This is a genomic window from Mesorhizobium sp. ArgA1, assembly GCF_053714375.1.
In genome coordinates this window covers 125698-147782 of the sequence record NZ_JBSKBQ010000003.1, presented here as the reverse complement: position 1 = coordinate 147782, position 22085 = coordinate 125698, and the positions used below count along the sequence as shown (strand labels likewise).

Genomic DNA, 22085 nt, shown 5'->3' with positions numbered 1-22085 from the left:
CGGCAAGAAGGCTGAATTCATCCAGCGGAACGGCACAGGCCCGGTGACGCCACCGGGACCATGACCTACGCGATCACACCATAGGCTAACGCGACCCGAAGTTCACAATACAAATACAAGCGGCCGATTCCTTAGGGATTTAGCCGCTCCCATCAGAGGTCCGCCGCGTGGGGGCACGCGGCGGACTGCTGGTGGCCCATGCGGCCGATATAGCGCGGCCCTTGGAGCAGCGGGCTTGCGTTCGCCCCCATTGTCTGGTCAACCAGCGAGGCCGCCGGCGCTGTTCTGGACCGCTTCATGCCCTGCTTCTCAGCGTCCGCCATCGCCTCATCTGCCACCAGATAGGTTGCGACGTGCCGCTCACCCAGGATGAAATAGCAGCTGCAGCCCAGGTCATAAAAGAGGGACATCGGGCCGTTTGGGAAGCCATTGCCACACGCGCCGTCTATTCCACCCATTCGGGTCGCGCGTGGCAGAACAGCAGGACGTTTGAGACAAGGCAGCAGAAGTTTGAGCACGACATAATTGCCTCTCTCGCCTCAACCCAGTTTGCTCGGCAGATTGCTGAGGATCGGTCTGCCTTGACCGACCTGATCGATGGCTTGGTCGAGGAAGCAAGAAAGTCCGCGGCGGAGATCGCAGCAGCGCGGCGGGTTGCGACAGATGAAGAGCTTGATCTTGCGATCTCGGCTTTGAAAGAAGCTGGCCCGGATATCTGGGATAGAATAAAGAGGCTCGTATTACTCGGACCTGAAGGTGATTTCACCGACGAATTTTATGAGTTATTCGATATCAAGGTATCGGTATTCAATAGACTTCCCTTCTTTACGGACGACGACCGAAAGCGTGGCATACCTACGAAAATTCTTGCATCGAGCGTGAACGAGATTGCGCTCGCCGAGGCGATACAAGATCGGGATTTAGCTAAAAAGATGCAAGTTCGGGATTTAGGTAAAAACAAGAATAACTCCGACTGAACCTACCGAAGCGCTATCGCGGGCGATTGTCGCGACAGTCGAGCGGCTGAGCTTTGAGTCGCCCGTGAAGCCGCCCGAGGCTCGGAACCCACACGAGGTCGCCGCGTTGACCACTCAACTAAGGAGAGGTCGAACCGATGTGGCGAACCATCAAGTGGCTGATCGTCAGCTATTTAGCCCGGCGCGTGTATAAAGAATGTTTCGAACACCGCACTGTTGAAGCTGCGCCAGTCGCACAGCTGCTGCTCGCACCGCCGAAGCGTCGTTCGCGGCGATCTTGATTGTCATTCACTGGCTTCAGGTCGGGCCTTAGTCGGTAGAGTGCAATCCCAACCGATCGCCGGTCACGGTGTTCATCGGCAGGGCGTCATAGATACTCCTGTATTTATCCCACCAGCCTGTTGTGAGATGGTCGTTACGCCGTTTGGTCTACTGCCGCGAACCACGCAACCGTCGTAAAGTTGGCGCGTTATTTGGCGTCTCGTCGCGGGAGTCTCAGATGGATAAGCTATTTTCAACGCCAGTTAGTGTGTTCGTCGGTCTTGGCTTTCCAAGCGACATTAGTTCCGTCGCTGAGGCTTGTTCGTTGCTGGATGAGTGGACGGGAAGCCGCAGCCCCGCCTATGCCGCAACACTCGCTGTCTGCCGGTCAGCGCTTCGGGGCGAGCGAGACATTGAGTCAGCACGCGTTGCTTTTGAGACGTTCGCCCGATCGCGTGGCATCCTCGCTCCCGATGCGCTTGAAATGGCCGCGTCCCGTGCTGCCGAGCGCGTGAGGGTTGAGGTTTGGCCGGAGCGAGAAGAACTCATTCCACGATAGGCGTGTGGTATGTCGGGGCTGGGAAGGATGGCTTACACCCCCTGGCTGTCGGGGCGGCGAGGTTGGGGCCCAGCGTCAAGACTTGAGCTGTGTATAGTAACCGCCCGTTCACCATGCGTTGCGATCCCGTTTGCGCCCTACCACCACAGGCGTAGCGTCAGCGCGCCGGCAAGCCCATTCCCGGCGTACCTGCCACTCAGGCGGCTCGGGCGGTTGGCCTACAGCGTTCTGGAATGTGAACCGGCGTAGGCTGACCGCCCGCGTACGCGCGGAGCGCAAAATTATCTGTAGGATGGCCGAAGAAGCCTGCAAGGCAGAAGCCCGCCGCCAGCTTGAGGGTGACCAGCGACGGGCAGCAGATGGCTTACTCCCCGAAGAAAGTTACACCGCCTACCATTCACCTAATTCCGGCGGTCGGTGCCGGTTCCCTTGGCGGCTGATATTAAGAAAAACCCGCCGGCAATGCCGACGGGCCATCTTCCCTCAAACCGCGCCTCGTTCCTGGATGGCCCGCCAAAGATATCCAGGCACCCCACGGCAAGACGGCTTGTACAACAGGCTTGATTGAGTCCGCTGTAGCCGAACGGCAACACCACAACGTGCAGTTGCCCTTATCGACCCGCTGGAAAGCGGCTACCGGACGCCGGTCAGGACCATCCCAGCGAACACCACAGTGAACAGCAGTGATACCGGCACCGCTAGAAGACAGCACAACTCAATGGTTTTCGTATCTTGCCGCTTGTCCATCTTCACCGCCTCGCTTCGTTCGCTGGCATTCTGGCGCCAACGGCTGGCAGATGGGAAGTGGTTGCGCGCTGCTGCTGGGAGAGATGCTGGCGGTGCTGTATATTAGCAACACCTTGTACCACCCCATCGCAAAAAGCCCGCCGGGGAGAGCCGGCGGGCGGAAGATCAAAGGCTGACGAGAGGGGTTTGAATCTCGTCGCAGTATAAATTAGCTAACGCTCACATTGGGGGCAATTAGTCCTTATGGTGTAGGGGTAGCTCGATTGGTGGCGGCATTAGCACTATCTTGCCTCTCTGGACTTACTGCCGCTTTGGAAGCAGCATCGTCCCGTTGGGGAGAGAGGGCGTGGGCACAGTCCAGCGTCATGAAGGTGCCGACCAGCGACCGCTGGCGGAGGGACACCAAGATCAGCCCGCAATACAGCGAGCGGTGGTTTTGCAGTGAGGCGGAGGCGCGAGCCGCTGGCTGGCGGAGGGCAAAGCGGTGAAGAAGCCGGTCACTGTCGTGGCAATGCCGGTCTACACGCCGAAGGATTATCCCCTCATACGGCAACTTCCCGGCGCCGATGACATGCCCTCGACGTGGGAGGCGTGGGCCGAGCTTTTCGAGGCATCGATGGGAGAGCGCGAATGGGGTGGGCGATATGGCTACCAACGAGTGCGCATTCGGCCCGACTTGTTCAAGACATGGCTGGATACAAATTCACGGGTGGCTTCAGCGGATTCTAGGCAGCGCTACGCTCAAGAGCTGCGGGACGTGCGCGACGCCCGAATTACTGCTCAAACAGAGGAACAGCGCGCCCGTGAAATGGCAACCAGGTTGACAGCAAAAACGTCGGCGCGGGCTCTGCCATGGGGGCGAAAAATGCGGATAATTCTCGCCAGCTTGGGCCTTCTGGTTCTTTTGTTTGTTGGTGGGCTGCTCGCGACGTCGACTGGGGTCCTTATCAGGAAAATGCTGGCGACGGCTATTTTTGCCGCTATTTCACTGGAATCGGGACGTTCAAGACGCCAAGCTACGCGGTGACTGGTTGCCCCCGATTCATCAAGCGTTGAACGGTTATATTAGCGATCTCTTGTACTTCCGGTGCGGCAGGACTAGACTGGCGCCTGTCGAACAAAGGGGAACGCTATGGAACTCGCAAGTTGCTACGCTGCCGATCCCGCGACAGCATCCTGGATCTTCCTGAGCATCACTGCGGCTTCCATCGTCATGGCCGCATTCGCTATCGGAAGGTTGAGTACAATTTCCCGTGTCGAACGGGTCGAAGAATCCGCGATAGCGAACGCCTAAAGCGGCGCGAACGACGCATAGCCCGGCCCATTCAGCTATAGGTTCGCGCGACGAAGGCCTCGACGGTAGCAGTGGATACAGCCGATAGCGCGCGCGCCGCGTCAGCCGCAAGATTGGTGACGTGGCCAACTGCCGATTCGAATGTGGCGAGGCCGCTGAATGCCTGGTCGTCATCAACGTTGACGCCACCGAGCGTGAAGGCGCCAAGCGTGCCATCCGTTGCTGCGGCAATCATCACGACGCAGCTGGCGTCGGCGAAATTGATTGTTGCGGCGGCTGACCCCCATGATAGGAATCGCTGTCGCCTTCATATAGCTTTTCTTGCAGTGGCGAACAGCTAAACGGAAGGTTGTCTTGGATCTCTTCGACCGACGCTTCTCGGTCTTCATGGATATTCGACAGATCGCGAGCGTCAGCGGTATCAGGCGAGCGATGACAGATCAAAGTCTACCAAACGAGACCGGACGCTTCAGGAGAAAGCGCACCAGATTTCCCAATGTCCTACTAACTGTCGTGTTCCCGATCCCTTCAATCGCACCCTTGGCCGCAACGTCTTCGCGGAAGCGAGCCAACCATTCTTCCGTCACGCTGTCTCGTTGAATCATGAATTTCGAAGCAGACGTGCTCTCCGGAGCCGGCACTTCCATAAACTCAGCGAACGCTTCTAGATAAAGATTTGGGTCAGGCAGCAAATCTTCATAGACAAAGAGCCGACAATCCAACCCAAGCAGATTCACGTAGGATCGCCAATATGCATAGCTTAGGTCAATTTGGAAATACGCCTGGCTAATACCAGTAAAGCTATAGGGAACAGTTCGCGGGGTGGTCCGTTCGTGCTGGTGGCTAGTAAACACCCCGGACATCTTTGCCCGGTAGGCCGAGATAGCTTGTCGAAATCGGTCTCGGCGTTCCAGTAAAATGACGAGCAGATCGTGCTTCCTGTTTATCTCGAACAAAAAGTCCTTGCCGTACTTGCGCTTGCACGGTTCCAAGTGTCGCGGAAATATCTTGATTGCGAACCGTCCGTTATCGGTCGACCCTTTTTTAATAACAGCTTCTTCAAAAGCAACGTAGCTGCTAGGCGCGAATCGCAAGTTTCCCGAACCTAGCCATTCCTCCGAATGCCCCATCAGGCCAGTCGCATTTGTCAAACTCCCTAACCAGTTCGAGCCGCTTCTTTGCTCTGTTAAGATTGCGACACCCCGCATGGTAGCCTCGCCTTCGCTGTGGCACGCCAGGCGCGCGCCATCCGATATCGCCGGCATGCGCGAATTCGAAGCGTCGCACCATGTCGGGGATTGTCGATTTGACCGTCGTCGGCGTCGCCTTCACCGCCTTTGTCGTTTGAAGGTGTTCCACTCGGCCGCAGCACCGCCTACCGCGCACCGCGGCCAGATGTCCGGCTTGTCAGTACCGGCAAACCCGAACGCGTTCCAGCACCCGGTGGTGATGGTGCCAGTGCCTCACCCACTTCACGTGGCAATGACGATGATGCCGGTAATAGTAGCGGTGTGGGTAGCGGGCCACGTAGCCGGGATAATAATCGTGGTACCGGGGGCCATAATAGCGGCCGCCATAGTCGTAAAACGGGCCGCCGCCGTAGAAGGGGCCACCGCCGAACGGGCCGAAGCCGCCGAACGGACCAAAAACACCGATGCCAGGACCGAAGTACCGTGCATCCGCAGGCACGACCGTGGCTGCGGCGGAGGCGATGGCAATCACCGAAGCAAGGAACAGTCTTCTCATAGCAACCTCCCAGAGGCCGAGATCACCCTTCACCCGATAAACGCCCGCAGAAGCCGTATGTTCCCGATCGCTAATATGCCTGCGCTCCCGCGTCTTCCGGTGGGTTTGCTGGTGTGGTTATTGTGATAGTATTTTTTTCTTCCAAGGGTAGGCCCCAGTCGACCTCGATTGCTGTCGATTACATTCGGGAACCCCGCTTGGGAGAAATAATAGAAAGATCCAAAAAGCTATTCAGCCTGGTGCTCTCGGAAATCCTGCAGGGATGCGTGCCGCAGGTCGTCCTCGCCACGTGGGTGCTTCACACGGCCGATGGCCGGGCTTCACCCATTGTGTCGCTGGCCGCTTCATGCGCTTGGGAGCGGCCCCGGCGTGGTCCTGGACGCGCTTCCAGAGCCGTTCGCGCATTTCCTGTTCAATGTGATGAACGCCGAGCCGACATAGCGGCCTGTGCCTCGCTCTTCCATCAGCGCGAAGGCCGGCTTGCCCGGCTCCCGTTCGACGCCAAGCAGGTCGAACTCCCCCAACCGCGTAGCATTTCGCTTTCATCCAATTGGTCGAGTTGCCGCTTTAGTTGAATGCCCCTGCGCTTGCCGCCGGCACGGTTAACCGTGTTTCTTTGGATTTGATTAAATTGAGCGGCGCACGATACCCCAATGAGAAAGATAAATCCGACATGCGCGGCGATCCTAATCGCTCCATTTCTCATCGTTGGAGTGCTATTCGTAATCGCGCTGGCGATGGACCGGGGCCTACATGTGGACCCCGGATACACTTCAACAATCAAGTAGTATCATCTAATTGATGCCGCGCAGGCGGTGTGTCGCTTCGGCCTTTGCAAGCAAGCGGCGCTTGGCAGCGGAGTGGTTTTCAGCTGAGCGCGAAAGCCCGATGCTTGTGGTGGTGTAGGCCGGCCATAGTACCGCACTAACCTCAGTCAACCGAGCCTGTAGGATCGTGCGCTTCGGCGAGCGGTGGCGCGTTTAAGTGCCGACAATGTGGGTAATGAGCTACCCTTCGAGCCTTAAGAAAGCCCGCCACCGAAGCAGCGGGCCTGCCTTGGTAACGTGATAAATTACAGGCGTTGCCGCCCCGTTTTGGTGCACCGGTGGTCTGCTTATCTTGCCGGCGATTTGTAGGAAGAGGCGATTTTGCCCGCCTTCTCTTGGGCCGCCTTGAACTCTGCGCCCGTGTAGGCTCGCACGGTTTTGACATTCGATACTGCTCCCGATGCGCCGACGACGAGAAGTGCGGGGATCAGGTCAGCACCGTCGCCGAATTCCGTGATTGCCATCCAGTCAGTTTCGCCCGTCGTGACGTAGAAAGAATGCAGTTTCCCGCCCGCTACTTCAAAGATGGCACGGGCCGCCTTTTCTCGGTTCGACGGATTGTCAATCATTCCACTCGCTGCGGTGGCTGAATAGGACCCTGTGACTATGAACGTTGGCATATGACATCCTCCCTCGATAATCGGCGGATCTCGTGATCTGCCGAATACTCAATTTATCGATACAAGGGTCGGTTCCTTGCGGGATACATATCCCGTGCTGAGCACCCAGTAGCGGGCTTCTGCTGTTGGACTAAGGTCTGACGCTACCGTTTTGGTTCGATTGGACATTCCGCATTTCGCCAATCGACATGTGACGTTAACACATATCATTTTCGGCGCTGCTCAGCCGCAGGACCTTCCCTCCGTCTCCTTCCATCGCCTCGAGGCGATAGCTCCTCGGCCCCAGAAAGCAGGAATGGCCGGTGCGGGGGGTTGCTTGGGCAAGCAGGCGCACCGGCCATTGCGGGTTGGAATTCGGGGGTCCCCCCGCACTGCCTAAGCTATAGGCATATTAGGAATGACTCAATTACGACTGAAGTCCCTGGGACGTACGTCGCTCTATAAGCGTGGGCGCAACGCGTTTTCCTCAAAAATGGCTGAGAGGTCTATCTCATCATGAAACTGGGCATAAGGATCCAAGGCCAGCCAAGACGCATGAGATCGAAGCTCTCGGAGGCGCGCGCTCTTTGCGAGTTGGACCTGGTGGTGTTCCTCCTCAAACGGAGAAATGGCCTTGTCACGAGGGTTCATGCGCACACCCGATTGGCGCCATACCCTGATTGAACGATTAAGCTCTGATTTAGGTTCCTTTAGCCCGCCAGAGCGCGCCATTGACCGCGGCTCCGCGCCGTATGAGCCGGCTGTTGCGCCTCCAACCTCGAAGCAGTCGCGCTGTTGGGGTACGCCTTTTTGGCTTTGGTCCAGGGCGAAGAAAGCTCATCTGATCTCTCCTGAGAAACCTCTTCCGGCCTTTGTCTATTAGAGCATGCTTGTATTTCCCATGAAGCGGGAGCATGCTTGCAGGCGCGCGAAGGAGGCCACCAGGTCAACGGTGGAAAAGGGGTACGTCATGGAAACAGTTTGCTCCGTCCCCGGCGGGATTTGTCTCTTGTCGGTTTTCGTCGGTGTCACGATGGCTTTTATCGCTATGGCACCATTCGCAGCTACGCGCCTGCTCGTCTTGAGAATGCGCGAGCACTCGGCCGGACCCTCAACCCGCCCGATTATGTCGGCAGCGTCCTTCTCGTCTGCAGCGAACCGCTTGAGCCTTGCCTTCAGGCCCATGACTGCCGAGTGATCTCCTCCCCGCTCGCGGTGTTGAGATCGTAGTGCTTGTAATCAGTACGTCATGGGTCGGAATCCCATAGCGCTGTGCCTGCATCGGCCCAGGGCGCGCCTCCAACCTTGTCGCCACACCCGCCGCTGGCTAAACTCGGGCCTTCCCAGGGGAGGGTTTTCGTATGACACTTCAGCTTTCGGCGGATGCTGTAGCCCCTAAGGCGGCGACACCTCAAAAATACCTCTTCGGCCCGGTCGCCGATTTCCTGATGCTGGGCGGCAGCGCGTTTCTCATTCTGCCGGTGCTGTTTCTGGTGCCGCTCGAGTATGAGGGTCCGGTAGCAGCCACGATGGTCTTCGTGGCCTATCTCGTGAACTATCCCCACTTCGCCCACTCTTACCAACTTTTCTACCGCAATTTCGGGCGCAAGGTATCTGGCGACGGCTACGACCGGAGCCTGCAGCTCCGCTACATCTTCGCGGGCATTGTCGTGCCCCTGGTCATGTCTGGGTTCTTTGCCTATGGCGCGGCGGCGGCGAACACGCTCCTGCTCGGCTATGCAACCAACGCCATGTTCTTTTTTGTCGGCTGGCACTACGTCAAGCAGGGCTACGGCATGCTGATGGTGGACGCGGTGCTGAAGCGCAAATTCTTCGACGATCGCGACAAGAAGGTGTTGCTGTTCAACTCCTATGCCGTGTGGATCCTGGCGTGGCTGCAGACCAACACGGCGGTCACTCAGGGCAAATATTACGGGCTGGACTATTATACATTCGCCGCCCCTTCCTGGATAACCGACATCGCCATGCTGGCGGCCGTTGCGTCGATGGCGGCCACGCTTTTGATGTTGGTCAATCGCTGGCGAAAGAACGGTGGCGGTCTGCCCTATAACGGTCTGGTGGCCTATGTCGCGTCGCTTTATCTCTGGATCCTGATTGCCAGAGTAAATCCGCTCTGGCTGCTGATCGTGCCTGCGCTCCACTCGCTGCAGTACCTCGCCGTGGTCTGGCGCTACCAGACGAACGTCGAGCGTGACAGCTCCGATGCCGAAAGCGATCCGCAGCCGAAAATCCTGTCGTTTCTCGGCCCCCTCTACAGGTTTCGGCTCCTCGGATTTATCGTTGGCGGCACCGCCCTTGGCTATCTCGGTTTCTGGTTGATCCCGTCTGCGCTGACCGCCCTGATACCGTACGACCGGCAAGTGCTGGGATCATCGCTGTTCTTCTTCATCGTGCTGATCTTCATCAACGTGCATCATTATTTTTTGGACAACGTGATGTGGCGCCGAGGCAATCCGGAGGTGTCGAAGTACCTGTTCCGGTAGCCGAAGGAATTCAGGAGCCCCCAATTACCAGCGAGACATTGCCGCCGGCGTGGCGCTCGATACGGCCGGCGAGGTCGAGTTCCAAAAGCACCATCGACACCTGCGCGGCATTGAGGCCGGTATGGCGGATGATCTCGTCCACAGCCACCGGCGTTGGGCCCAGCACTTCGAGCACGCCGCTGCGTTCGTCCTCGCCGGGCGGCGGCGTTGCCGAAAAGTCGGGTGCCTTTTCCGGCCGCGTACCCCGTGGCGCCCGTATACCGGCCAAAGGCGCGATCGCTCCGGAAACATCGGCCGCCTCGGTGACCAGGGTGGCACCGTCCTTGAGCAGGCCGTTCGAGCCTGCGCAGCGCGGATCGAGCGGTGAACCCGGCACGGCAAAGACCAGCCGGCCCATTTCGCCGGCCAGGCGCGCGCTGATCAGCGAGCCGGAGCGTTGCGCGGCCTCGATCACGACCAGCCCGAGTGCCGCGCCTGCGACGAGCCGGTTGCGGCGCGGAAAGTCCTGCGCCCGCGGCTGCCAGCCGAACGGCATTTCGGAAATAACGGCACCTCCGCGTTCGGCGATGTCGTCGCACAAGCTGATATTTTCAGGCGGGTAGGGGACATCGAGCCCGCCGGCCAGCACCCCGATCGTGCCCGTGGAGAGACTGCCCTGATGTGCCGCCGTGTCGATGCCGCGCGCCAGGCCGGAGACCACTGCATAGCCGTCGCGGCCGAGATCCGCCGCCAGCATGCGCGCCATCTTGATGCCGGCGAGCGATGCGTTGCGGGCGCCGACAATGGCGACTGCCGGCAGACGAAACACCGCAGCCTCGCCCTTCATGGCAATCAGCGGCGGCGGATTGTCCATGTTTTTCAGCATCGGCGGGTAGTCGGCCTCGCCGATGCCGACGAAACGGGCGCTGTTCTCGCTGGCTGCTTCCAGCTCCGCTTCGGCCTCCTCGACGGAGGGAATGCGCACGATCCTTTTGGCGCCGCCCGAAATTATCAGCTCCGGCAGCATCTCCAACGCTGCCTCGGCCGAGCCGAAACGGTTGATCAGTTCGCGAAATGAGGCCGGGCCGGCATTTTGCGTACGGATCAGGCGCAGCCAGCTCAGCCGCTGCCGGTCGCTTAGGCGCGGCCCGGCGGCTGGCTTGCTCAACCCTTGGCTCCGATTTTGTCTTCCGTGCCGGCAAGAAGGCGCGAAATGTTGGCGCGATGTTTGAATATGACGATCAGGCTCATCACCAGGAACAGCCCGGCAATCTCAGGCGTGCTCCAGAAATAGAGCGCTATCGGCACGATGACCGCCGCCGTCAGCGCTGCCAGCGACGAGTAGCGGAAGATGAAAGCCGTCGCCAGCCAGACGACGATAAAGATCAGCGCCACATGCCAGCCGAGCGCGATCAGGACGCCGAGATAGGTCGCCACCCCCTTGCCGCCCTTGAAACCGAGCCAGACCGGAAACAGATGGCCAAGGAAGGCGCCAAGGCCCGCCCAGAGTCCAAGGCCGGCCCACGGTCCGAAGTCGTGCCCATAATGGCGCGCGATCATCACCGCCGCCGTACCTTTCAGCGCGTCGAGCACCAGCGTCGCGGCAGCGAGGCCCTTGTTGCCGGTGCGCAGCACATTGGTGGCGCCGATATTGCCGGAGCCGATCTTGCGCACATCGCCCAGACCCGCGGCGCGGGTGATCAGCAGGCCGAAGGGAATCGAACCGAGGAGATAGCCGAACAGCAATGCCAGGATGGCGTTGTAACTCATTGTTTCCCCCCGCATTTCCCTGGCAGCAGATCGACGCGCGACGTGCCGCGGTCACTCTAGTTCGAAAACACTGTGCGGCCCGCCACCAGCGTTTGCAAGACCATGCCTTGCAGCCGCGCCCCTTCGAAACAGGTGTTTTTCGAACGCGATCGAATGCCGCTTTCGCTGACGATCCAGGGCTCTTCGAGGTCGACGACCGCAAGATCGGCCGGCGCTCCCGGCTTCAACGAACCGCCGGGCAGGCCGAACAGTCTGGCCGGCGCGGTGGACAGCGTCTCGATCAGTCTGAGCAATGGCAAATCGCCATTGTGGTAGAGCCGGAGCGCCGCGCCCAGAAGCGTTTCCAGTCCAATCGCCCCTGCCGCGGCATCGGCGAAGGGCAGGCGCTTGGTGTCGACGTCCTGCGGGTCGTGCGAGGAGACGATGATGTCGATCGTGCCGTCCTTGACCGCCTCTATCATCGCCAGCCGGTCTTCCTCGGCGCGCAGAGGCGGCGTCAGCCGGAAGAAGGTGCGGTATTCCCCGACATCGTTCTCGTTGAGCGACAGATTGTGGATCGCGACGCCCGCCGTGACATTGGCCTGGTCGGCCTTGGCTCGCGTCATCGCTTGTGCAGCCATCTCGGTTGAGATCTTGGCCGCGTGATAGGCGCCGCGCGTCAGCCGCGCCAGCGCCAGGTCGCGCTCCAGCGGGATCGCTTCGGCCTCGCGCGGGATACCGGCAAGGCCGAGCCAGCTGGCATAGAGGCCTTCATTCATCACCCCAGCGGAGCCGAGGTCGGCATCCTGCGTCTCATGGGCGATGACAGCACCGAAATCGCGGGCATAGGTCAGCGCGCGGCGCATCACCAGCGCGCTGGATACTGAGTGGCGACCGTCGGTGAAGGCGACGGCGCCGGCCTCGCGCAGCAGGCCGAACTCGGTCATCTCGCGGCCGGCCAGGCCCTTGGTGATCGCCGCCGCCGGAAAGATGTTGACGATCGCAGTGTCCCGCGCGGTGCGCAGCACGAATTCGACCAAGGCGACATTGTCGATCACCGGGTCGGTGTCGGGCATCATGACAATGGATGTAACGCCCCCGGCCGCCGCCGCCACGCTTGCCGAGGCAATGGTCTCGCGATGCTCGCCGCCAGGCTCGCCGATGAAGACGCGCGCGTCGATCAGGCCGGGAATGACCGCCTTGCCGGCGCAGTCGACGACCATGGCTCCCGCCGGCACGCCCTGGTTCAAGGCGGCCTTGCCGGCGGCAACGATCTTCTTGCCCTCGACGATGACGGTGCCGATCTCATCGATGCCGCGTGAGGGATCGACGATGCGGGCGCGCTCAAAGACCGTCGTGCTCATGCGCCGCGGCCCTCTGCATTGCGGCGCGGGTCGAGCAGCGCTTCCATCACCGCCATGCGCACGGCGACACCCATCTCGACCTGTTCCTGGATGACGCTTTGCGGGCCGTCGGCGATTTCTGACGCGATCTCGACGCCGCGGTTCATCGGTCCGGGATGCATGACCAGTGCCCCGTCCTTGGCTGCCTTCAGCTTTTCCGCATCGAGGCCGAAATAGCGGAAATATTCGCGCACCGAGGGCACGAAGGCGCCCTCCATGCGCTCGCGCTGCAGGCGCAGCATCATCACCACATCGGCACCCTTCAGCCCTTCGGCCATCGAGCGCGAGACAATGACGCCCATCTTCTCGATGCCGGAAGGCAAGAGCGTGGACGGCGCGACGACCCGCACCTGCGCGCCGAGCGCGTTCAACAGCATGATGTTGGAGCGCGCGACACGCGAATGCAGGATGTCGCCGCAGATCGCCACAATCAGCTTCGACAGCGGTCCTTTGGCACGGCGGATGGTCAGCGCGTCGAGCAGTGCCTGTGTCGGGTGCTCATGCGCGCCGTCGCCGGCATTGACCACGGAGCAGCCGACTTTCTGCGCCAGAAGGGCAGCAGCGCCGGCCGACTGGTGGCGGATGATCAAAATGTCGGGGCGCATGGCGTTTAGCGTCATCGCCGTGTCGATCAGCGTCTCGCCCTTCTTCACCGAAGAACTCGCCACCGACATGTTCATGACATCGGCGCCAAGCCGCTTTCCGGCTAACTCGAACGACGACTGCGTGCGCGTCGAGGCTTCGTAGAAGAGGTTGATCTGCGTGCGGCCGCGCAGCGTCGAGGTCTTCTTCTCGGACTGCCGCGAAATGGCGACGGCGCGATCGGCCCGGTCGAGCAGAAGCTCGATATCTCCGGGGGAAAGATCGCGGATGCCCAGAAGATGGCGATGAGGATAAAGCGGCAAGGACGAAGCGTCGGTCATCTCAAGGCGCTGCTATAGGGGGGAGAATTCCTTGCCGCAAGCGCCAGCTTGGGATTGCGGCCTTTCTCCCCGGTATTTTCGTCGCGTGCGCCGGCAAGCTTGGGCTATATCTAGCCGATGGCTTCGGATTCGAGGCCTTGCGATGATAAGGACCTTTCTCCCGATAGAAGGACTGGGCGTGACCGACGACGTAACCAACCAGCCGCCGCCGCTGACGGGCGGCAACGCCTGGCGGGGCGATCCGTTGCTGATCCAGCTCGCCGAGCGCTTTTCCGGTCCGGTGCGCAAGGATCTCGACGGGCTTGGCCGGTTCGTCCTGACGCAGGAAGCGCAGGAGCTGGCGCGTCTAGCCAACGTCGAGACGCCGAAGCTCCGCACGCATGACCGCCAGGGCCGGCGCATCGACCAGGTCGAGTTTCATCCGGCCTATCATGCACTGATGCGCCGCTCGGTCGCCGGCGGGCTACATTCCTCGATCTGGGAGAATGGCGATAATGAGATCGGCCGTCGCCATCAGGTGCGCGCCGCGCGCTTCTATCTGACCGCCGAACTCGAGACAGGGCATCTCTGCCCCATCACCATGACCAGCGCTTCGCTGGCCGCGCTGATGGCCAGCCCAAAGCTGTTTCGCGAATGGGCGCCGCGCGTTACGACGCGCAAATACGATCAGAGCCAGAAGCCGCCGGTCGAGAAGACCGGGCTGACGCTCGGCATGGGTATGACCGAAAAGCAGGGTGGCACCGACGTGCGCGCCAACACCACAAGGGCCGAGCGCGCCGGCAGCGGTTTTTATCGCCTGACCGGCCACAAATGGTTCATGTCGGCCCCGATGTCGGACGCCTTTCTCGTGCTCGGACAGGCGCCGGAAGGGCTTTCCTGCTTTCTCGTGCCGCGCATCCTCGGCGACGGCTCCGGTAACGGCTTCCGCTTTCAGCGGTTGAAGGACAAGCTCGGCAACCGCTCGAATGCGTCCTCGGAGGTGGAGTTCGTCAATGCCATCGGCGAGATGGTCGGCGAGCCCGGCGCCGGCGTGAAGACCATCATGGACATGGTTACGCTGACCCGGCTCGACTGCGCCGTCGCTTCGTCGGCGATCATGCGGGCAGGGCTCGCCGAGGCCGTCCATCACGCCCGCCACCGCCAGGTGTTCGGTTCGACCCTGATCGAACAGCCGCTGATGCAGCGTGTGCTGGCCGACATGGCGCTTGATGTCGCCGCCGCCACAGCCCTTTCGTTCCGGCTGGCGCGCTCCTTCGACGAAGCGGCCAGCGACCGCGGCGAGGCGGCCTTTGCCCGCGCCATGACACCAGTGGTCAAATACTGGGTCTGCAAGATCGCGCCGCCGCTGCTCTATGAGGCGATGGAATGCCTCGGCGGCAACGGCTATGTCGAGGAAGCGCCGCTCGCCCGCTACTATCGCGAAGCTCCGGTCAATGCGATCTGGGAAGGATCGGGCAATGTCATGGCGCTCGACGTGCTGCGCGTGCTCGGCCGCGCGCCCGGCCTGTTCGAGGAGGTGCTGGCCGGCATCGACCGCGATCTCGGCGCCGGCGGACGCGGCACCATCGGCGTGCTCAAGGCAGCCATGCAGGTCGCAGGCACCGATGAGGGGTCGGCCCGGTTGCTTACCGAGCAGCTGGCGCTGTCGGCGGCAGCGGCGGAATTGCGCCGGCTGGGGGCAGGGCGGATCGCTGATGCTTTCGTCGAGACGCGGCTCGCCGGTCAGTGGCGCAACACCTACGGTATGCTCGATTCGCGCCATGACGCGCGCATGATCATCGACACCCTCTATCCACCAGTGAACTGAGGCCGGCTGCACAGCCTGTCACCACGAATTTACCGCCGCCTGTGGATGGACGTTAACCTTAACAAATGGTTTCCATTGCAGCGGCGGGCCGCAAAGCCCACTGTCTTTGTTACAAAGCAGGGATGCCATGCGGCCCATTTTGACCTCTTTTCTGGCCTTGCACTGGGCGGTGGTTTTCGCCCTGCTGGCGTTCATCTGCATGGATGGAAACCGCGGTGTTGCGGGTGCGCTGGGAGTGCTCGGCGTCGTCATGGAAAACACCCGTCTGGTCGATCTCGACAACGCTGCCGTCGTGGCGCCGTTGGCCATTGCGCTGCTGGTGGTCGCGGTGCTGTTTTGCTGGGTCTTCGTCGAGAGTTTGGTTAACGCCGCAGCGAGCCCCGACGGTGCCGACAGGGTGGCGCGGACCGCCTTCATTTCGGCATCCGCCGTCCTGTCGCTGATCTTGATCGCCGGCGCCGCGCAAGGCATCAATGGCCTGTTCATGGTTGTGGCCGTGCAACTGGCGGCACTTCTGGCCTCCTACGTCGCAATGCTTGCCGAGCGGAGATCGGTCGTCGCCGGCGCGGTTTCGCGCGAGGTCGAAAGCCGCGCCACTGCGCATGCCATGGCCGAAGGCGCCGCGCACGGCTCCTTGCTGTCGCGCATTTCCGGCCGGCCGGACATTGGTCACAAGGACGGCGGTCCCAGAGATAGTGGCCATAGAGGCGGCTCCAGCCGCAGGGACGGTCACTGATGCGCACCCTGTTCGCATTGTGGGCCGCCCCGCTCGCTCTGTTCTGGGGCTGGTTCTTCCTGTCGCTCAACGACATCAATTTCGGCTACGTTATGCTCAGCCGGCGGCTGCATGATGTGGTGTTCGAGCTCTACGGCCAGATGCTGGGCATCGATCCGGCGATCATTCCGGGCATGGTGGCCAGGGCCTGCATTTTCGACGGCTTCCTGCTGATGGCATTGTGGGCGTTCCGCCGTCGCCGCAACATCGCCGCCTGGATCAGGCGCCGGTGGGGAAATCGGGTTCCGTCCGATCGGATGAGCCAAGCGATTGGAGTCGATCTAAAGCTCCCTGCAGAATAAAGGCGGCGGCGGCCGAATCGATCTTGCCGGCGCGTTTGGCGCGCGAGAAATCCATCTCGATCAGCGTCCGCTCTGCTGCAACCGTCGACAGCCGTTCGTCCCACAGCACGAAGGGCAGGTCGGTCATCCCAGCCATATTGCGCACGAAGGCGCGCGATTTCTGGGCACGTGGACCTTCCGAACCGTCCATGTTGATGGGGAGGCCGAGCACAAACGCGCCGACATTGTCCTTTTGCAACTGGGCCAGCAGCGCTGCCGCATCCAGCGAAAATTTCTTGCGCAGGATTACCTGGCGCGGATGGGCGAAGGAAAGCCCTCGGTCGGAAACGGCGACGCCGATCGTCTTGTCGCCGAGGTCGAGCCCGGCCAGCGTCCTGCCGCCTTCCAGGTGTGCCGGCAGATCCTCGATTGATATGATGCCCAACGGCTTCCCCAAACCAGTTTTACCGTGACAAAGAGCGTGACACGCTCTTTTGAACCGCGAGCATACTATGTCACTTTAATTTCGCAGCCGGCGTTCTATCTTCCGGCGCAACCAAAATCGAGGAACACGATTGATGAAATTGACCTGGTACGGACATTCGGCCTTTCGCATCGAGACATCAGGCGCGACCATCCTCATCGATCCCTACCTCATCGGCAATCCGTCATGGACTGGTGGTTGGGAAGGGCCGGCGGAAGGCGTGACCCATGTATTGCTGACCCACGGCCACAATGACCATGTCAGCGGCGCGGTGGAGGTGCTGAAGAAGAGCGGCGCTCAGCTCGTCGCCAACTACGAGATTTGCATGTACCTGGTCGGCCAGGGCGTCGACGGCAACAAGATCAACCCCGGCAATCTCGGCGGCACCGTCGATTGCGGCGCTTTCACCACCACCTTCGTGCAGGCGCTGCATTCCTCATCGTTCGGCCTCGATGGTGGCCAGAACGTCTATCTCGGCAATCCCGGCGGCCTGGTCCTGCATTTCCCGGAAGACAAGACGCTCTACCATATGGGCGACACCGACATCTTCTCCGACATGGCGCTGATCAATGAACTGCATGAACCGAAGATCGGCATCGTGCCGGTCGGCGACCGCTTCACCATGGGCGGTGCGGTGGCGGCCCTTGCCTGTCGGCGCTTCTTCCACTTCGACACGGTCGTGCCCAGTCACTTCGGCACCTTCCCGATCATCGACCCGACGGCGGAAAAGTTCGTTGCGGGCCTTGAAGGATCGGGTGTGGACGTGGCCTTGCCAGCCATCGGCCAAACGATCACACTGTAGCGCGATCGTTCGGACGATCCCTTGTCGCAAAAAGGGAATGAAACCATGGGTTTGAGAAGGACTCTTTGCGTGTCGATGCTGGTTGCGGCGTCACCCGCATCGGCCGCCAAGGACTTCATCAAGGGCGTCTATCTCCAAACCCAGGAGCTTTGTGCGCAAGCCAAAAGGGACACGCTGCAGACCCTGATCGACGCCGGCAATGTCATCTTGTCGGCGGACGGCCTGCAAAGCGTCGAGTACAATTGCGAGTTCGTCCAGGTCACCAAGGCGACGCGCTCGCCGAGCTGGGCGGTCACCGCCATCTGCCAGGAGCCGGGCTTTCTTTTCCCCGACGTGCTTTCGGTCACGCAGATGAACGCGACCCAGATCGATATCGTCTCGGTGCGCCCGACCGCCGACGAAGGCGAGCAGGCCGGCAATGGCGGCAGCTATTACCTCTGCGAAGGCGTGACCTTGCCTTAGAGCAATTCCAGGAAAAGTGTGGAGCGGTTTTCCCTCGGGAATTGCGTAAAACAAGGAGGCCGAAATTTGCCGCCGGCGGCAGATGCACCGCACATATCCGCGTGCTAGCGTGACCCCATGGGGATGCTGAAACGGATGGGATCGCTTTTGCGGGGAGAGCAGCCGGTGTTCCGGAAGCTCGAACTGCATGTCGCACATGGCTGCAATCTGGCCTGCGAAAGCTGTTCGCACTATTCCAATCATGCCCATTCCGGTACGGTGTCGCTCGAGGATGCCGACCGCTGGATGGGGCTGTGGAGCAGCCGCGTCTCGGTCACCCGGTTTTCCCTGCTTGGCGGCGAACCCACAATTCATCCGCACTTGCCGCAATTTGTCGGTCTGGTGCGGCGGCATTGGCCGCATACCCAGATCGAGATCGTCTCCAACGGATTCTTCCTGCATCGCCATCCGTCCTTACCCACCGTCCTTGCGGCGGACCCGGATGCCCGCCTTGTCATCTCCGTGCATCATGATTCCGAAGAGTACCGCCACCGGTTGAAACCGGTCTTCGCTTTGCTGGAACAATGGCGGCAGGAACACGGCTTCGTCGCCAGGGTGCGTCCAGCGCACAAGAACTGGACCCGGCGTTACGAAGGTTTTGGCGACACCATGCTGCCGTTCGAGGACGGCGACCCGCGCGCCAGCTGGGAGGGCTGTCCGGCCCGTCACTGCAAGCAGCTGCTCGATGGGCGTATCTGGAAATGCGCGCCTTTGGCCTATCTGCCGATGCAGAAGGCAAAATACCGGCTTGCCGACAAATGGGATCGCTATCTCGCCTACCAGCCGCTCGACCCGGATTGCTCGCGCGCCGAACTTGACGCTTTCGCCGCCCTCGAGGACGAAGCCGCGTGCGGCATGTGTCCGGCCAAGGAGCGCCTGTTCGAACTGCCGCTTCCGCTGCGCCTGCCGAAAGCCCGGGCCGGTACCGCAGCGCAGCCTTGAGCACGATCGATGTTGCGCGGCACGCGCCGCGCCGCTATAGCGCCATCTGGTTTTTCCCAAAGGCTAAAGACATGTCCGTTGATCTGCAGACAGTGAAGCGCGTCGCGCGTCTCGCCCGCATTGCGGTGAGCGAGGAGGATGCCGAGCGCATGACCGGCGAGTTGAACGCCATTCTGGGCTTTGTCGAGCAGCTGAACGAGGTCGATGTCTCCGGGGTCGAGCCGATGACCTCGGTGACGCCGATGGAGATGAAGAAGCGCGACGATATTGTCACAGACGGCAACAAGGCCGCCGATATCGTCGCCAACGCGCCGGCCACTGAAGAGAATTTCTTCCTCGTGCCGAAGGTCGTGGAGTAGGCGACCGATGGCAATCGAGATCGCGATCGAAACACCGCTGCAGGACGATGTCCGCGCTTTGGTCGAGGAGCTCAACGAGACGCTGCTCGAACTGACGCCGCCGGAGCATTGCTATCATTTGACGGTTGAGCAGATGGCCGGCGAAGACACCACCGTGTTCATCGCCCGCGACGAAGGCCTGGCTATCGGCTGTGGCGCGCTGAAGCGCCATGATGCCAGCGTTGGCGAGGTCAAACGCATGTACACGCGGCCCTCGCATCGCGGCCGCAAGATCGGCGCGAAAATCGTCGAGCGGGTCGAGGCGCTGGCACGCAGCGAAGGCCTGAAGCGGCTGGTGCTGGAAACCGGCGACCGCCATCCCGCCGCCTGGATCGTCTACGAACGTGCCGGCTTCTCGCGCTGCGGCCCGGTGCTGGATTATCCCGATTCCGAGTGGTCGGTGTTTTACGAAAAGAGCCTTTGATGAGCGAACTGACCCATCTGACGATTTCGCAGGCCCGTGCCAAGCTGCGCGGCAAGGAGATTTCTGCCGCCGAGATCACCGAGGCTTATCTCTCGGCAGTCGAGCGCGCCAACCCGGTGCTCAACGCATACATCGTCGTCACCGGCGACAAGGCGCGCGATATGGCCAGGGCTTCCGACGCCAGGCTGGCCAAGGGTGAGGGCGGTGCGCTGGAAGGCATCCCGCTCGGCATCAAGGACCTGTTCGGCACCGAAGGTGTCCACACCCAGGCCTGCAGCCATGTGCTCGACGGCTTCAAGCCGCGCTACGAATCAACCGTTACCGCCAATCTGTGGGCCGACGGCGCCGTCATGCTGGGCAAGCTCAACATGGACGAGTTCGCCATGGGCTCATCCAACGAGACTTCCTATTACGGCCCGGTCGTCAATCCGTGGCGGCGTTTGCGCCTCGACACGGTGGTGATGCCGACCACGCATCAGGGCGATGGCGGTTTTGTTTCGGCCGGCGGCACCAGGACCGCGCGCACGCTGGACAACGCCCAGCTGGTGCCCGGCGGCTCGTCAGGCGGCTCGGCTTCAGCCGTTTCGGCTTTCCTGTGCGCCGGCGCCACCGCCACCGACACCGGTGGCTCGATCCGCCAGCCCGCCGCCTTCACCGGCACCGTCGGCATCAAGCCGACCTATGGCCGCTGTTCGCGCTGGGGCATCGTCGCTTTCGCCTCGTCGCTCGACCAGGCCGGCCCGATCGCCCGCGACGTGCGCGACGCCGCGATCCTGTTGAAGTCCATGGCATCGGTCGACGCCAAGGACACCACCTCGGTCGATCGCCCGGTGCCGGACTACGAGGCGGCGATCGGCAAGCCGATCAAGGGCATGAAGGTCGGCATTCCAAGGGAATACCGCGTCGACGGCATGCCGGAAGAGATCGAGGCGTTGTGGCAGAAGGGCATTGCCTGGCTGAAGGATGCTGGCGCCGAGATCGTCGACATTTCGCTGCCGCATACCAAGTATGCTTTGCCGGCTTACTATATCGTCGCGCCGGCCGAAGCGTCGTCCAACCTCGCGCGCTATGATGGCGTCCGCTACGGCCTGCGCGTGCCCGGCAAGGACATCGTCGACATGTATGAAAAGACCCGCGCCGCCGGTTTCGGCCGCGAGGTCAAGCGCCGCATCATGATAGGCACCTATGTGCTGTCTGCCGGCTACTACGACGCCTATTATCTGCAGGCGCAGAAGGTGCGCAATCTGATCAAGCGCGACTTCGAGACCGTCTTTGCCGCCGGCGTCGACGTCATCCTGACCCCTGCGACGCCGTCCGCCGCTTTCGGCATCGCCGACGAGGACATGGCCGCTGATCCGGTGAAGATGTATCTCAACGACATTTTCACGGTGACCGTGAACATGGCCGGTCTGCCGGGCATCGCGGTGCCAGCCGGCCTCGATGCCAAGGGCCTGCCGCTCGGCCTGCAACTGATCGGCCGTCCGTTCGACGAGGAAACCCTGTTCCAGACCGCTGCCGTCATCGAGCAGGCGGCGGGAACCTTCCAGCCGGAGAAATGGTGGTAGCATGCCGCCTTCGTCTCGCATTGCCATCGTCGAGACGAGAGACGAACTGCTGATCACAAACCCACCGCGTACCTCGGATTTCAGGACGGCCTTTGTCCTGATCGGGGCAGCGATCGTTGCTTACACCGGCTATATGGGATTGGCCGACACGTCGCCCGCAACCGTCACCAGCGGCACTCTTGGCCTGCTGTCGTTCGTGGCTATCATTGCCCTCTTCACCTATTTTCTCGGCAAGGATTTCATCTGGCTGGTGTTCGGCAAGGAAACGCTCAGGCTGACCAATGCCGCAGCCGTGCGCGACGTCAGGGGTTCTTTGCGAAATCGTTCGTCACTGCCTTTGAAAGGGCATCTTAGGGTCGAAATCCTCGAGCACACCTATCCAACCCATGAAGCGGGACTGTCGGAAGTCATCAGCCTGACCAACGCGAACGGCGTCCTCCTTTTCGGCAGGGAGTTGAGCCGTCCCGAGGCCGAGGCAGTAGCGAATGCGGTCGAGCACTTCATCGGCCGTCAAAATTCAAGCTGGCGATAGGCACGC

General features: G+C 61.2%; 23 protein-coding genes and 1 pseudogene. 14 read left to right on the top strand and 10 right to left on the bottom strand.

Features of this window, described 5'->3' with window-relative positions:
* Window positions 1-353: 353 nt before the first annotated feature.
* The 3 genes from ACWGTI_RS10475 to ACWGTI_RS10465 all read left to right on the top strand — a co-directional run bounded on the left by ACWGTI_RS10475 (window position 354) and on the right by ACWGTI_RS10465 (window position 3571).
* Window positions 354-977, top strand: a complete 624-nt coding sequence (locus ACWGTI_RS10475; protein ID WP_454587044.1) for a hypothetical protein — start codon at window positions 354-356, stop codon at window positions 975-977.
* A gap of 499 nt (window positions 978-1476) precedes the next feature.
* The gene (locus ACWGTI_RS10470) at window positions 1477-1797 is read left to right on the top strand and encodes a DUF982 domain-containing protein (protein WP_454587043.1); all 321 of its coding nucleotides are present in this window, start codon (window positions 1477-1479) and stop codon (window positions 1795-1797) included.
* A 1231-nt stretch (window positions 1798-3028) separates the two neighbouring features.
* Window positions 3029-3571 carry a hypothetical protein gene (locus tag ACWGTI_RS10465; protein WP_454587042.1) on the top strand — a complete coding sequence of 181 codons (543 nt, stop codon included), beginning with the start codon at window positions 3029-3031 and terminating at the stop codon, window positions 3569-3571.
* A 298-nt stretch (window positions 3572-3869) separates the two neighbouring features.
* Here ACWGTI_RS10465 and ACWGTI_RS10460 read toward each other — a convergent pair whose 3' ends face one another.
* From ACWGTI_RS10460 to ACWGTI_RS10440, 5 genes and pseudogenes are all read right to left on the bottom strand, one after another.
* On the bottom strand, window positions 3870-4073 hold the full coding sequence (locus ACWGTI_RS10460) for a hypothetical protein (RefSeq protein WP_454587041.1): 204 nt from the start codon (window positions 4071-4073) through the stop codon (window positions 3870-3872).
* A gap of 205 nt (window positions 4074-4278) precedes the next feature.
* Window positions 4279-5103: a Stf0 family sulfotransferase gene (locus ACWGTI_RS10455; RefSeq protein WP_454587040.1), complete on the bottom strand. Its 825-nt coding sequence runs from the start codon at window positions 5101-5103 to the stop codon at window positions 4279-4281.
* A gap of 142 nt (window positions 5104-5245) precedes the next feature.
* Window positions 5246-5584: a hypothetical protein gene (locus ACWGTI_RS10450; RefSeq protein ID WP_454587039.1), complete on the bottom strand. Its 339-nt coding sequence runs from the start codon at window positions 5582-5584 to the stop codon at window positions 5246-5248.
* A gap of 794 nt (window positions 5585-6378) precedes the next feature.
* Window positions 6379-6540, bottom strand: a pseudogene (locus ACWGTI_RS10445) (HK97 family phage prohead protease); the annotation flags it as partial.
* A gap of 158 nt (window positions 6541-6698) precedes the next feature.
* A complete protein-coding gene (locus tag ACWGTI_RS10440; RefSeq protein ID WP_454587038.1) occupies window positions 6699-6980 on the bottom strand; it encodes a GYD domain-containing protein in 282 nt (93 codons plus the stop codon).
* A gap of 1478 nt (window positions 6981-8458) precedes the next feature.
* Between ACWGTI_RS10440 and ACWGTI_RS10435 the strand changes: the two genes are divergently transcribed.
* On the top strand, window positions 8459-9514 hold the full coding sequence (locus tag ACWGTI_RS10435; protein ID WP_454587037.1) for a hypothetical protein: 1056 nt from the start codon (window positions 8459-8461) through the stop codon (window positions 9512-9514).
* A 10-nt stretch (window positions 9515-9524) separates the two neighbouring features.
* Here the strand turns inward: ACWGTI_RS10435 and dprA are convergent, their stop codons facing one another.
* The 4 genes from dprA to ACWGTI_RS10415 are packed head-to-tail and all read right to left on the bottom strand — an operon-like array spanning window position 9525 to window position 13568.
* Complete coding sequence (dprA, locus tag ACWGTI_RS10430; RefSeq protein WP_454587036.1) at window positions 9525-10661, bottom strand: DNA-processing protein DprA; 1137 nt, start codon at window positions 10659-10661, stop codon at window positions 9525-9527.
* Window positions 10658-11263: a glycerol-3-phosphate 1-O-acyltransferase PlsY gene (gene plsY / locus ACWGTI_RS10425; RefSeq protein WP_454587035.1), complete on the bottom strand. Its 606-nt coding sequence runs from the start codon at window positions 11261-11263 to the stop codon at window positions 10658-10660. Before plsY ends, dprA begins: the two co-directional genes overlap by 4 nt.
* A gap of 56 nt (window positions 11264-11319) precedes the next feature.
* Window positions 11320-12606, bottom strand: coding sequence for a dihydroorotase (locus ACWGTI_RS10420; protein WP_454587034.1), 1287 nt, complete (start codon window positions 12604-12606; stop codon window positions 11320-11322).
* Window positions 12603-13568 (bottom strand): aspartate carbamoyltransferase catalytic subunit, encoded by a 966-nt coding sequence (locus tag ACWGTI_RS10415; RefSeq protein WP_023806087.1) that lies wholly within the window; start codon window positions 13566-13568, stop codon window positions 12603-12605. Before ACWGTI_RS10415 ends, ACWGTI_RS10420 begins: the two co-directional genes overlap by 4 nt.
* Before the next feature lie 142 nt (window positions 13569-13710).
* Between ACWGTI_RS10415 and ACWGTI_RS10410 the strand changes: the two genes are divergently transcribed.
* The 3 genes from ACWGTI_RS10410 to ACWGTI_RS10400 all read left to right on the top strand — a co-directional run bounded on the left by ACWGTI_RS10410 (window position 13711) and on the right by ACWGTI_RS10400 (window position 16452).
* Window positions 13711-15375 carry a DNA alkylation response protein gene (locus ACWGTI_RS10410; RefSeq protein ID WP_454587033.1) on the top strand — a complete coding sequence of 555 codons (1665 nt, stop codon included), beginning with the start codon at window positions 13711-13713 and terminating at the stop codon, window positions 15373-15375.
* A gap of 127 nt (window positions 15376-15502) precedes the next feature.
* Window positions 15503-16111: a hypothetical protein gene (locus tag ACWGTI_RS10405; protein WP_454587032.1), complete on the top strand. Its 609-nt coding sequence runs from the start codon at window positions 15503-15505 to the stop codon at window positions 16109-16111.
* Window positions 16111-16452: a DUF6105 family protein gene (locus ACWGTI_RS10400; RefSeq protein ID WP_454587031.1), complete on the top strand. Its 342-nt coding sequence runs from the start codon at window positions 16111-16113 to the stop codon at window positions 16450-16452. Before ACWGTI_RS10405 ends, ACWGTI_RS10400 begins: the two co-directional genes overlap by 1 nt.
* On the opposite strand, the gene ruvX is transcribed toward ACWGTI_RS10400, so the two are convergent.
* Complete coding sequence (gene ruvX, locus ACWGTI_RS10395; RefSeq protein WP_454587030.1) at window positions 16370-16876, bottom strand: Holliday junction resolvase RuvX; 507 nt, start codon at window positions 16874-16876, stop codon at window positions 16370-16372. The genes ACWGTI_RS10400 and ruvX overlap by 83 nt on opposite strands.
* Before the next feature lie 133 nt (window positions 16877-17009).
* On the opposite strand from ruvX, the gene ACWGTI_RS10390 reads away from it, so the two are divergent.
* The 7 genes from ACWGTI_RS10390 to ACWGTI_RS10360 all read left to right on the top strand — a co-directional run bounded on the left by ACWGTI_RS10390 (window position 17010) and on the right by ACWGTI_RS10360 (window position 22079).
* The gene (locus ACWGTI_RS10390; protein ID WP_454587029.1) at window positions 17010-17717 is read left to right on the top strand and encodes a metal-dependent hydrolase; all 708 of its coding nucleotides are present in this window, start codon (window positions 17010-17012) and stop codon (window positions 17715-17717) included.
* Between the two features lie 75 nt (window positions 17718-17792).
* Entirely contained in the window at window positions 17793-18179 is a 387-nt protein-coding gene (locus tag ACWGTI_RS10385) for a hypothetical protein (RefSeq protein ID WP_454587318.1), read from the top strand.
* Between the two features lie 165 nt (window positions 18180-18344).
* Window positions 18345-19160, top strand: a complete 816-nt coding sequence (locus ACWGTI_RS10380) for a radical SAM protein (RefSeq protein ID WP_454587028.1) — start codon at window positions 18345-18347, stop codon at window positions 19158-19160.
* A 71-nt stretch (window positions 19161-19231) separates the two neighbouring features.
* Window positions 19232-19519, top strand: coding sequence for an Asp-tRNA(Asn)/Glu-tRNA(Gln) amidotransferase subunit GatC (gene gatC, locus ACWGTI_RS10375; RefSeq protein ID WP_454587027.1), 288 nt, complete (start codon window positions 19232-19234; stop codon window positions 19517-19519).
* Between the two features lie 7 nt (window positions 19520-19526).
* Window positions 19527-19982: a GNAT family N-acetyltransferase gene (locus ACWGTI_RS10370; protein ID WP_454587026.1), complete on the top strand. Its 456-nt coding sequence runs from the start codon at window positions 19527-19529 to the stop codon at window positions 19980-19982.
* The gene (locus ACWGTI_RS10365) at window positions 19982-21547 is read left to right on the top strand and encodes an amidase (RefSeq protein ID WP_454587025.1); all 1566 of its coding nucleotides are present in this window, start codon (window positions 19982-19984) and stop codon (window positions 21545-21547) included. The genes ACWGTI_RS10370 and ACWGTI_RS10365 overlap by 1 nt, the downstream gene beginning before the upstream one ends.
* Window position 21548: 1 nt before the next feature.
* Entirely contained in the window at window positions 21549-22079 is a 531-nt protein-coding gene (locus tag ACWGTI_RS10360) for a hypothetical protein (protein WP_454587024.1), read from the top strand.
* Window positions 22080-22085 lie beyond the last annotated feature (6 nt).